The organism is Ferruginibacter profundus (genome assembly GCF_054783275.1).
On sequence record NZ_BAAGQW010000002.1, the window covers coordinates 2,226,014 to 2,238,411 of the forward strand.

Consider the following 12,398-nt stretch of genomic DNA (forward strand, 5'->3'; position numbering starts at 1 on the left):
GTCAAAAGCCCAGCAGGCAACATTGGGTTTGCTGCAAGGCTGGCTGGACATTGGAGCAATTGGGCATTTTATCGCTGTTGTGCTTCATCTGGGCTGGACATACATTGTTGAGCTTTTGTTTGTTAACTTTAGCTTTTATTTCTTTAACCTGCCGGCCGGCAGGCAGGTCAGCAGCGGTTCCGGGCGGACAAGCAATGAATTCCAGCCCTGCAGCAAGCCCTGCCCGTTAGCGGCAAGCTGGAAACACTCTGCTTACAAAAAGAAACGAAAAAATTATTGAATGCCAATTGAGCCTACATTTTCCGCACTTCTTAGCCTAGATTATGGCGATTCTTCCGGTTCAGGATTTAAGGTGAGCTATAAGAATCGATTATATCTAGTAACGGCTAAGCACGTTTTATATAACGAAGAAAACCACCTCAGATGTAATTCCGTTGTAATGACATCTCAAAAAGTTAGAGGGGCGGAACCTGATTCAAGAATAATTGAAATTAACATGCAAGCTGCACAGGTATTTCCAAGTGCCGTGGATGACATAGCAGTCGTTCTTTTGGAAAGCGACACTGTGCCTGCTGATTATTTAACAATTATTCAAGAGGGAACACTAGATATTTTAAGTATTGATGTTGACAATGTAAAAAATATAAATGATGTAGATATAGCTTCTGAGGTATTGCTTGTAGGTTTTCCAACATCATTAATTTTCCAAGAAACAAAATATTTTGATATAAGTAGGCCTCTTCTAAGAAAAGGTATTATTGCTGGATTCAATCAAGCTGACAATACATTTATTATTGATTGTCCATCATATTATGGCAATAGCGGTGGACCTGTTCTTTTAGTAGAAGAAGATGCTAGTGTTACTATTATTGGGCTAGTATCAAGATATATTCCCTTTATGATTACCTGGAAAAACAATAGAGAATCCTCTATTACTCATACCGAGTTTTCTAATTCAGGTTATACTGTGTGCATTCCAATTAACGCAATAATAAATCTAATTGAAAGTACTTTAAACTAATTTTACAGCATGTTTATTACATCAAATAGAAACCCAAAGTTTAATAGTACTATTAATCCAAAATTTAACAGCACTATTAATCCAAAGTTTAACAGTACTATAAATCCAAAGTTTAACAGCACTATCAATCCGAAATTTAATAGCACTATTAATCCGAAGTTTAATAGCACTCTCAATCCGAAGTTTAATAGCACCATCAATCCGAAATTTAATAGTACTATCAACCCGAAGTTTAATAGCACTCTCAATCCAAAGTTTAATAGTACTATCAACCCGAAAATGAATACAAATTTTAGCGGACATTATTTATTTGACCTTGACTCAAATCCAAAAGGTTTTATTGTTAATGCTAATGACAGAGTTATATTCATTTTCGATTTTGACTTGAATATTAATTCATTTGGGGTTAGACATATAAAAGGAGGTTATTGCTTATTCAGTATGGACAATGATTTTATAAGTCATATTGAGAGCAATTCAAAAGGTGGCTATAATCAATTTGACCTCGACAATCAATGGACAGCTTTTATCAACTAAGCCAACCGCTAACAAAAGGTTTTGTGCAATTGGGGCATGACGTTGAAACAATCATCGGCAGTGCATATCCAGGCTTTGGTTTCGGCGGAGGTAATTCTGCCGGGCAGTAGTTCTAAACTTCAGCTTTTAGTTATAAATTTAGCTTCAGTTCCGGGCGGACAGTTGGTTAATTCCCCAACTGCACAAAGCCTCGAACGTAAGCTGCAATATTATGACAACAGTTACCCTACATAAAATAGCCGACAATTTGACTAACGAGCAACATTTAGAAATCGTCAAAATGCTTCATACCGAAAAAATTGACGGGATAGAATTATCACATTTTGGCGGAGCTTATGGTTCCACTTGGAACGACAATGAAAAATATGATTTAGGATTTCTTTCTCTTTACAAAGGAATTAAAGCAATTCGGGTCTTCTTACCGTTGACACAGGATTTGTCTTATTTGCATCCACTAAAAGATAATTTAGAATGGTTGTCGTTGGGAGAACTTTCAGACAAAAAAGTTTCATTAAAACCTTTGGCGGAATTGACAAATTTGAAAAGCTTAGATTTAGTAAGAAACGACAAAGACATTGAGATTTTAGAAAACCTAACTAATCTTGAAGAATTGTCCTTGACAGGTTACAAAGTTGACAAACTATTTTTTTTCAAATCTTTGCAAAACCTAAAAAGACTATATATAGGATTTGGGACATCAAAAAGTTTAGATACACTAAAAAGCCTTAAGAATTTAGAACAATTAAACATATTATGGGTTAAACAACTTGCGGACGTAACAGCGATTTCCGACTTGGTAAATCTTACTAACCTTAAAATTGAAGATGAAAAGCAAATAAAGGAATTACCACCTCTCGAAAATTTGAAGAAATTGAAGCATATCATGTTATCAAATCTTGGCGGCTTAGAAAATATTGATAGTTTGACCGACTCATATGTTGAGGAGTTTGCTTTGAGTGGCCCCCTAAAAAATGCGGACATTATTAAACCTGTCGCAGCATCGAAATTCATCCAAAGAGCGTATACATATTTTTATACCAAAAAAGAACAAGCAAAATCACAACTTATTATAGGACAAAAATTTGTTGAGTATGACAAATTACAATTTGGACTTGACACACGTGCCAACATAAAATACTGCAGCTTACAGGGGTTTGGCGTTATAGGGGCTGACGAATAAAGGCTCAAGTATTGTATTTCAATTTATCTTTAGTGTGGGTTGGGCTGACGTTCCCTGATTTCCCCTACAACGCCAAGCCCTTAAACGTTACCTGCAATTTTACAGACCTTATGCACAGACTATTTCTTATACTTTTGTTTCAAACTGCTTTTAGTACGACACCTACAGTTGCTCAAAGAAATATAGATAAACCAAAAGCGGATCAAATGTTTAAAGAAACTTTACCTCTTTTCGATAGATTACTAAACGCACGTGTTACAAATAAAGACTCAGCCGTGCTTTTAGAAAAAGAATTTATTCAAAAGCTTGAACAAGTTTACTTAACTGATACCACTAACTCTTACGTGGGATATTATCTTCTTCAATGTTATAAAAGCCTGGGAAACTTTCATGAAGTCATTAGGTGGTCAAATAATCAATTAATGCATAATCCTAAATCAAGCGAAAGGTCAGACTTCTATTATTTAATTGCAAGCGTTTATATATCGCTATGTGAATTTGACAGCTCTAAAATATATATCGATAAATCTTTAGAACTTAACAATGAGAGTAAAACAACAAGAGACTCTCTGACATTTTATGAAACAAAAGCAATGATTTCAGGACTTATTAAAAAAGCGGAATCAATTTACAATAGGACAGACATTGCGTTAAGCACACAACTTCAGTTAAAAAGCATAACCTCCTGCAAATATTCTCTTCAAATTGTTGAGTATTTGCTACCGTACACAAAACTATTTTTTAATCGAAATGAACGTTTGGAGACAGAAAAACAAATATCAATTTGGCAAAAAAACTGCAGGTAACATGGGGTTTTGTGCAAGTTAGACAAACATCGCTGAACTTTTGTTCTTAACTTCATCAAATATTTTCAATCAGCAGCGGTTCGGGCGGACAGAATTCTAATTCCCAACCTGCATAAAGCCCTGTTCGTTGGCTGAAATTTTTCGGCAGCATTCTAAATCTTTAAGGTGGACAATATTTTTGATAAAAAGAAGGAATATCTCGACAGGAATATCTTTTTCGGACTAACAAACCTCAACACTGGTTTTGACGCTGTAGGGATTAAATATTTTTCTGAGAAGGATTTTGAAATAGTTCTTAATAGGGTTAAACAACATGGTCTCGGAATAAAAGGAATTGAACCCTGGAAAAACGGAGAATTCTATCAAGTATTGACTTACGAAGAATTTACAAATGATTCTACTGACCCAAAATGGTATATGAAAGCATTTGAGTCATTCAAAGAAGACCACGAAGACTTGCAATATGCAGCCACATACTATATTCCAGAGAAATTATTTAGCGACGAGGATTGAGCAACAAAGTATAATATCATGACTGACAAAATTGAAGATAAAGAAGGTCGTAATTCGGTGTATCCTATTGTCTATGTTGCATGTGTTTTAGCTGTTCTGGAGACAATTCCGACACTTTTGCTTTGGACAACAGAAGTCGCTTATATGGTTGGACAATGGTATCTCAACTTCTTATTAATTTCTACATTATTAATTTGGGTAACAGTTGCCGGTGTTTGGAAAATGAAAAAGTGGGCTGCTTTTGCATATACACTTATTATCATTGTGACACAAATAGTTTTATTCAAGTATAATGTAATGTGGAATTACGCTTCTCTAATCCTACCGACTATTGTGATATTGACAATTTTGTATTATTTCAAAAGAATGAGTTAATGTGAATTAAAAAACTTCAACCAACATTGGGTTTTATGCAAGTTGGGCCTGAGCAGCAAACATCAACAAATTGCAAATCCAAGCTGTGGTTCGTCCAGGACGAACAACTTTCAACTTTTGTTCTTAAATTCAACTTTATATTTTCAATCAGCAGCGGTTATGGGCAGACGTCCCGAAAGCATTCGGGATAATTCCCAACCTGCATAAAGCCCTGCCCGTTGTACGCAACTTGATGACATACCACAAATTTTAAAAGCAAGAACAATACTTGACGACCGAACAAAAAATAAAACGCTATCATTCAGAAGAAATAATGCTTATTCTATTTATCTGTTCTACAGACTTGTCCGACTACACTGAAGGAGAACTAGAAGGGTTCGCTGAAGACATAGAAGGACGTGTTGAAGTACTATTTGAATCAGACTATTTACTTAGCTTAAAAGATCACTTTCAAATTACCAAGGACATTTTAAATGATTTTAAAATGCTGCAAGAATTTTTGATGAGCTTATATAAAGGTGAATGGAGAAACAAAATGAAAGACAAAGTAATTTGGGCAAAGCCAAACATTCTTGGGAAAGACTTGCTTGGAAAACTTAAAATTGACTGGGTTGAACCAATAAAGTTTATAGAGAATCATTTGAATATTGATTGGACTTAACTCAGTATGCGTACAACATTGGGTTTTATGCAAGTTGGGCTTGACATTATAACATCGGCTAATTGCAAATTCCAGCTTCGGTCCGGTCAGACGAATAACTATCAACTTTTGTTCTTAAATTCAACTTTATATTTTCAATCAGCAGTGGTTATCGGCAGACGGAATACAAATTCCCAACCTGCATAAAGCCCTGTCCGTTGTGGGCCATACTTGCGACAGTATAAAAATTGAAAAATTGCGAATAAAAAAAGTGTATGCCGCTTTACCCTCCAAGAACAGAACCAATAAAAAAAAGAGAACAACTTTTGTCAAGGGCAAAAGAACTGCAAATTGCTATTAAAAAAAATGAATCTGAACTAAAAATAGCTAAGCTCGTCAAAAAGTATAGGCTTGCTCAACTTTCCTTCTTTAAAGCACAACTTCATGAGCTTCATGAAAAAGAGCTGCAGAAAAAAAACTCTATTATTAAAATTGAGAAAATCGAAGCCGAGGTATTGAATTGGACAAATAAAACAGATTTAGAAATTATCAATGACATAAAAAAGTCCTAAATAAACCCGTTTTTTAGCACTCCTTGAAAAGTACGGCCCACAACAAAAAGTTTTGCGTCGGTGGGGCTGGACAATCGTTTCTTCAACAGTTGTGCGCAATTCAACTTTGGTTCCGGGCAGACATTTCAACTTTGGGCTTTTGTTCTTAACTTCATCATAAACAACGTTAGCAGGCTTCAGTTCCGGGCGGACAGTTCAACATTTCCCCACCGAACGCAAAGCTTTGCACGTTGTGCGTAATTAAGACACCCTTATTTTGAAACGAACTATTTTTTATTCTTGGCAGTCTGACCTACCAAATAATTCCAATAGAGGATTCATTGAATCGTGCCTTAAAAAGGCAGTAAAAGATTTGACAAAAGTTGTTCCGTTTTCTTTGGAGTTAAATATTGATAGAGATACTAAGGGAATAAGCGGTACACCAGATATCTCGGACTCCATTTTTTCTAAAATTGCTAGATCCAAAATATTTGTAGCGGATATTTCAATTATTAATTCTGACTCGAAAGACCGAAAATGTCCTAATCCAAATGTTATGATTGAATTAGGTTATGCGGCAAGGGTTCTTGGATGGGAGAGAATTTTTTGCATTTACAACCTAGACTATGGCAACATAAATGATTTACCTTTCGACTTAAGGCATCGACGACCAATTCAGTACAGCATTCAACAAACAGGGAAAGAAAAAGCTAAAGCCGAAATTTCAAAAATCCTTACAAACTCAATCATTGCTTTAAATAAGAACGGGGGTCTCTTTGATAAAGTAGATGACTATATAAAACAAAAAGTTGACACAGAAATCTTAACAATCGCAGGACATTTAGGTAAACTACTTTTTGGCTACACCGGAAAATCTGTTCCTGAATTGACACAACTTTTAATGAATTTATCAGACAATGACATTCAAAAACAGGTTACGGAAAATGAATTAATTGGCTTTCAAATATTTAAGAATTTTTCCGTCCACGAACAAAAATTTCGACAGTTAGCTGACAATGCAATATCATCAGTATATCACAATAGAGAGATGGCAGCTATTATGATTGAGTTTATAAATTGGACTGGTAGATTTGACGCCATGAATTCAATAAGAAATTTAACAAGCTGGTTTAAAGAATGTGATACAGAAATAAAGGGATATACTGTTTTACCGCCTTCTGCTTTTCAAAAGAATGACAGCCTCCCTGACCGTTATGTTTTGCTCAAGCAAATTAAAGAAGGAAATGGAATAGTGACGGACTTTGGCGATTTTCCATATAAACTGAGAGCCCAAAATTTATTAAGGAAGTATAAGTTTAACGCAAAGACTAAGGACACATTTGTTTCAATAATCAGACACTTTATTACAACTGTGAATGATTGGCTCGACTTGACAAATGGAGAATTTATTTTGGACACATATCATAATTTTGAATTGAAAACTACGCACAACAATGGTATTGCCAATAGTGGGGCTTGACATTGGAGCAATCAGCATTGGTAATTCTGCTGTGCTGCGGTTCGGGGCTTGACCTGCAAAGCCCAGCTTTAGTTTTTATATTTAACTTTATCAAAAAGCCAGGCAGCAGTTCCGGCGGACGAATATAAAATTCCCCACCATCGGCAATACCTGCTCGTTACCGGCCATTTTATTATGACACTTCACGACCTTAAAGAAAAGCACGACAAATTAAAGAAACTTGACGGCGGCGGACTTTTTAAAAGTGCGACTTACAAAACGTTTGGTTCTGACACTCACAGATATAAATTCAACTCTTGTTTGACAGAAGACACTTTACAGAGTTTTGAAAAATCTTTTGGCTTGACACTTCCTGTCGATTATAAAAATTTCCTAACTCAAATTGGCAATGGTGGCAGTGGCCCGGCTTACGGGCTTCTTCCATTGTTGGACTGGAACTTAGAACTTGAAATAAGCGATAATAGTTTTCTGTCAACAGATTTTCCTCACATTGACAAATGGAATGTTACGCAGGACTTCGATGCTGATGATGAAGATTATACAGAAACGGAAGAGTTTCAAAAATGGGAAGAAGAATATTTTTCAAATAGACACATTACAGGTAGTATGAGGATTTGCCACTATGGTTGTGCAATTTATTATTTACTTGTGGTGACAGGCAAAGAGGCTGGACACATTTGGGTGGACGACCGAGCAAGCGATTATGGAATATATCCAGCTACATCAAAAGCAACCGGCGGACGAATGACATTCATTGAATGGTACGACGAGTGGTTGACAGAAAGTTTAAATGAGTTTGCGTGACAAAAAACGGCCGGTAACATTGGGTTTTATGCAAGTTGGGCTTGACCAGCAATCATCAGCTATTAGCAAATCCAAGCTCTGGTTCTGGCTGGATATACATCGCTGATCATTAATTCTTAACTTCAACAATATATTTTCAATCAGCAGCGGTCATCGGCAGACGGAATGCTAATTCCCAACCTGCATAAAGCCCTGCTCGTAAGCAGCCATTTTCATGAAGTCCCTATTACTAATAACATTTTTGTTTTTTACAGGTTTGTGTTTTGCACAGACACAGCAAAATTGTGACGCTGTTTATGATTTGACAATTGCCTACAAACCTGCAACTATACAATTGTTGACAGACACAAATTCATTTCCAGCTACTAATATTAACAACATTGGAAGAAAAACTTATGGTTATATTCAACCTGGACACTATAAAATTTTAATAAGCGGACAAGGACAAACTTCAATAGTCAAAGACAGCATATGGGTTGAGCAGGGACAAAAATTAGTTTTGAATTTTAAAATAAACGGTCCTTGTCTATATGACCATCCTTCCGGCTACATTCCGACCTGCCCAAAAAATCATACTGACAATATTATTCCAATTGTTTATGGTTTAATTGCAACAAGAGGCGACACATTCATTAAAGACAAAAAGGAAATGAAAATAAAATATGCTGGCTGTGTTGTAACTGAGTGTGACCCACAATTTTATTGCAAAGAACACGACATAGATTTCTAACAAAACGGCTGCTTACATTGGGTTTTATGCAAGTTGGGCTTGACCAGCAAACATCAACCAATTGCAAATCCCGGCTGTGGTTCGGGCTGGACAAACAACTTTGAGCTTTAGTTCTTAATTTCAACTTTATGTTTTCAATCAGCAGCAGTTGTCGGCGGACGGAATACTAATTCCCAACCTGCATAAAGCCCTGCCCGTTGTGCGATATTTTAGAGAGACACCCTAACAGACAATGAATAATTCAATATACATAAGAAGGAAAAACAAACTTTACCTTGACAAAGGCGAAAATTCTTTGTCAGACGACTATATTTTTAACTTGCTGAAAAACATAGAAAGTCTTGGCTACACATTTTCACCTGAACTAATTGAGACTGTTAAAACTCTTTCAGTTGACAGGCTAAAACAATTTTACAAGCAGTTAATTTCAGACTTGAAAGAAAATGTTGGAGTTTACGTAGAGTTCAAACCAATGTATCCAAATTTTCCAGAGCAAGTAAAGAAAGCTAGTGAACAAGAGCTTTATTCAAATGCATTTTGGCATTACCTTGGAGATTGGATTGGTAAAAGAATAATGCCAAACTACGAGAAGAAGGAACGAGAAAAATTAAAAGACCAAATAAAACTAAAAGTAATAGGACTTGGTAATAAAGAAGATTTCAATACAATATTTTCAAGACTTTTAAATTCAAAAACTTCTGTTTCAGACACAGACAAACAAGATATTGAATGCTTTATAAAAACATACAATTCAAAAGTCTATTCATTAACACCGACTGATATTCCTTTAAAAGAAAATGTAGCTTATTATATTGGTTGCCTATTGAAAAATAACACTGACGGTGCAGAACAGGAATTGTTGAAACATTCAAAGACAGCGACAGATATTTTAAGAATTGCTTCTGCATTATCTGATGGAGATATTAGTTTAGCAGAAAACACAAAGTTTAAATCTATTTCAAAACGAAATAGGAAACTACTTTTATCGGCCATTGAAAATATTGGATTTATAACGGAAGATATGCTTCGTTATCAAAACAGATGGAAGCGATTAGGAGAAAAACTGCACCCTTTTGAATATAAAGAAAGATTTCCAAAGTGTTTTGAAGCATTTGACATCATTAGAAATGATAAGCCTTTTGAAACTTTTAATAGCAAAGTTGAAAAAGGACTTATTGAAAAAAACATTCCGAACTTGACGCATATTTTAAAATCAAGACCAGGAGAATTTGCACGAAAATTAGACAAACTACTTCGCCTTACTGATAATCCAAAAGAAGTGATAAATACATTTTCAAATGTAGCAGAAAGTGTATCATCGCCTGTATTGTTACAAGTTTTGACACATTTTAAAAATCGTAATAAGCCGAAAGAATTTAGAACATTTTTTCCGAAAGGCAATGTAGGAAAGGCAAAAGCGATTGATTTTAATCTACCCAAAATTGACCAATCTGTTTGTGATGAGATAGTTTTGATTACAGAAAAAGCACTAGTTTCTAAATTTTCAAAATACAAACCTTTGGGCAAAGTGTTTATAGACGAAAAGCTCAAAAATTATACAGTTCCTTTTGCAATGCGTTCAGCATCTAAAGCATTAAAGACCTTATCAAGAGGAAGTAAAATTGATTTACCTGAAGGAAATACAATTCGTTTCTTCATATATTGGAAAGACGGAAACAGTAGAACAGATTTAGACTTATCTGCCTTAGCACTTGACACAGATAGTGGTTTTAAAACAACAATTGCTTACTACAACTTGAAAGATTTAGGAGGTTACCATAGTGGAGACATTACATCTGCACCAGACGGAGCATCTGAATTTATTGAAATTGAAATTTCAGCCTGTTTGCAACAAGGTATTCGTTATGTATTAATGAGTGTGAACTCTTTTACAAATCAACCTTATTGCGACTTGCCTTATTGTTTTGCAGGCTTTATGGTTAGACAATTCTCCAATAGTGGAGAAATTTACGAGCCGTTAACAGTTGAAAATAAATTTGACTTGACAGCAAATTCAAGAGTGGCTATTCCTTTAATAATTGACCTTTATGAAAGAAAAGTAATTTGGGTGGACTTATCATTAAAAGGAAATCCATCAACAGTAAATAATGTTCACAATAATTTATCTTCAACGACAATAATTAATAAATCTATGACAACACTCGTAAAGCCTAACTTGTATGATTTATTGGAGTTGCACATTAAAGCAAGAGGAGAAAAAACGTTTAACATTAAAGAAGCAAATACTATCTTTGCAACTGACAATGGTATTACACCGACAGACATAGATATTATTGTGTCGGAATTTTTATAAAAATCTTGAGGGCTATTTAGTTGCTTCCTTCTAATCCTGAAACTAGCGACTGAACTTCCCCTCATTTTTATTTTAAAGCAGTGGACAAAAGAAAAACATCGCACAACATCGTATTGGCAATAGTGGGGCTGACAGTTGTAAACTCAACATTTGTAATTCTAATGGGCATTTGTGCAAATGTTGGGCTGACGTTTTTCAAATACCCCACCATCGCCAATACGTAGCCGTTGTGTGTAATGCCATCGGACACCCTACAATTATGACAAGACTTTTAAACATTTTTTTACTCACCTTTTTATTTTCATCTTGTTCAAGCCAAACAACGGACAAGCAAAAAGTTGCGACAATGAATAATCGGTATTTTACAGAAGAAGACTTTAATGATAAGTATGGGAAAGAAATGGTATCAGCAATTACCGTCTATGAAAATATGACCAAAAGCGGTTTTAAAGAAAATGCGTTGGCAACTTTTGACTTTGATTTCACTTCTGACACAAAAGAGAAGCTTGACTCATTAGCAAAATTTTTGTCGGACAATTACGACTTCAAACTTAAAAGCCCTAAAAAAGAAAAAGACCATTGGATTGTACAAGGTGATGCTATAGAACTTCCATATAGCGAGGACAATTTAATGTTTTGGGCTCTTGACCTTTACTGTAAAGGCTACGAGTTTGATTGCAGACTAAATGGTTATGGAGCTTTGACAGACCCTAAAAATTTAACCTATCTAAATTTAGAAAATCAAACCGCAGACAGTTTTCATAAAAAAGGAATTGATGCGCTAAACAAAAGAGATTTCGGTGCAGCAATAATTTATTTTACAACAGCATTAAAATTGGACCCCAAAAACAAAACAACTTTACAAGCCAGAGGATATTGCAAAGATGAAATTCATACCTGGAAAGCAGCCAGAAAAGATTATGATAAAGCTTTGGAGATTGACCCAGATTATGTTGACGCTTTATTAATTAGGGCGACAAACAAAGACGATGTAGGAGAACATAAGGAAGCATTAAAAGACTATGACAAAGTAATTCAACTTGAACCAAAAAATGATTTGGCATACTTCAACAGAGGTAACACAAAATTTAGTTTAGGTGACAAGAAAGGTGCTTGTGAAGACTGGACAAAAGCAAAATCATTGGGTTCGCCTTATGCACAAGACAGACTGAACGCAGAGTGCAAGTAAGGCACTAACACACAACAAAAGTATTGCAGCAAGCGGGGCAGACTATCATACTTCAGCAGTTTGCATCGCTGTACTTTAGTTCGGGCTGACGAATAACTCCTCGGCAGTAGTTATTATCTTCAGCAAAATATTGTCTCGTCCTGAAATAGGTTGACTACAAAATCAACCAAAATGGAACTCAAAGACCAGATCATTCAAGAGTATTTAAACACCGGTTGTGGTTACCGTAAACTACAGGCCAAGTATGGCATTAGCCGA

13 protein-coding genes are annotated in these 12,398 nt (G+C 35.4%); all 13 read left to right on the forward strand.

Annotated features, from left to right (window positions below; genetic code table 11):
- Positions 1-22: 22 nt before the first annotated feature.
- Entirely contained in the window at positions 23-280 is a 258-nt protein-coding gene (locus tag ACYVM0_RS19685; RefSeq protein ID WP_460559845.1) for a hypothetical protein, read from the forward strand.
- A complete protein-coding gene (locus ACYVM0_RS19690) occupies positions 281-1,021 on the forward strand; it encodes a serine protease family protein (protein ID WP_460559847.1) in 741 nt (246 codons plus the stop codon). It abuts the gene before it with no gap.
- Positions 1,022-1,769: 748 nt separating this feature from the next.
- The gene (locus tag ACYVM0_RS19695; RefSeq protein ID WP_460559849.1) at positions 1,770-2,738 is read left to right on the forward strand and encodes a leucine-rich repeat domain-containing protein; all 969 of its coding nucleotides are present in this window, start codon (positions 1,770-1,772) and stop codon (positions 2,736-2,738) included.
- 110 nt (positions 2,739-2,848) lie between these two features.
- Positions 2,849-3,544, forward strand: a complete 696-nt coding sequence (locus ACYVM0_RS19700) for a hypothetical protein (RefSeq protein ID WP_460559851.1) — start codon at positions 2,849-2,851, stop codon at positions 3,542-3,544.
- Positions 3,545-3,709: 165 nt separating this feature from the next.
- Positions 3,710-4,057 carry a hypothetical protein gene (locus tag ACYVM0_RS19705; RefSeq protein WP_460559853.1) on the forward strand — a complete coding sequence of 116 codons (348 nt, stop codon included), beginning with the start codon at positions 3,710-3,712 and terminating at the stop codon, positions 4,055-4,057.
- A gap of 18 nt (positions 4,058-4,075) precedes the next feature.
- Positions 4,076-4,432: a hypothetical protein gene (locus ACYVM0_RS19710; protein ID WP_460559855.1), complete on the forward strand. Its 357-nt coding sequence runs from the start codon at positions 4,076-4,078 to the stop codon at positions 4,430-4,432.
- Positions 4,433-4,700: 268 nt separating this feature from the next.
- Positions 4,701-5,093, forward strand: coding sequence for a hypothetical protein (locus tag ACYVM0_RS19715; RefSeq protein WP_460559857.1), 393 nt, complete (start codon positions 4,701-4,703; stop codon positions 5,091-5,093).
- A gap of 254 nt (positions 5,094-5,347) precedes the next feature.
- Positions 5,348-5,644, forward strand: coding sequence for a hypothetical protein (locus ACYVM0_RS19720; RefSeq protein WP_460559859.1), 297 nt, complete (start codon positions 5,348-5,350; stop codon positions 5,642-5,644).
- 256 nt (positions 5,645-5,900) lie between these two features.
- A complete protein-coding gene (locus ACYVM0_RS19725) occupies positions 5,901-7,103 on the forward strand; it encodes a hypothetical protein (RefSeq protein WP_460559861.1) in 1,203 nt (400 codons plus the stop codon).
- Between the two features lie 174 nt (positions 7,104-7,277).
- Positions 7,278-7,907, forward strand: coding sequence for an SMI1/KNR4 family protein (locus ACYVM0_RS19730; RefSeq protein ID WP_460559863.1), 630 nt, complete (start codon positions 7,278-7,280; stop codon positions 7,905-7,907).
- A gap of 214 nt (positions 7,908-8,121) precedes the next feature.
- On the forward strand, positions 8,122-8,637 hold the full coding sequence (locus ACYVM0_RS19735) for a hypothetical protein (protein ID WP_460559865.1): 516 nt from the start codon (positions 8,122-8,124) through the stop codon (positions 8,635-8,637).
- Positions 8,638-8,869: 232 nt separating this feature from the next.
- Entirely contained in the window at positions 8,870-10,951 is a 2,082-nt protein-coding gene (locus tag ACYVM0_RS19740; protein WP_460559867.1) for a TerD family protein, read from the forward strand.
- 259 nt (positions 10,952-11,210) lie between these two features.
- Entirely contained in the window at positions 11,211-12,140 is a 930-nt protein-coding gene (locus ACYVM0_RS19745; RefSeq protein ID WP_460559869.1) for a tetratricopeptide repeat protein, read from the forward strand.
- Positions 12,141-12,398: the final 258 nt, after the last annotated feature.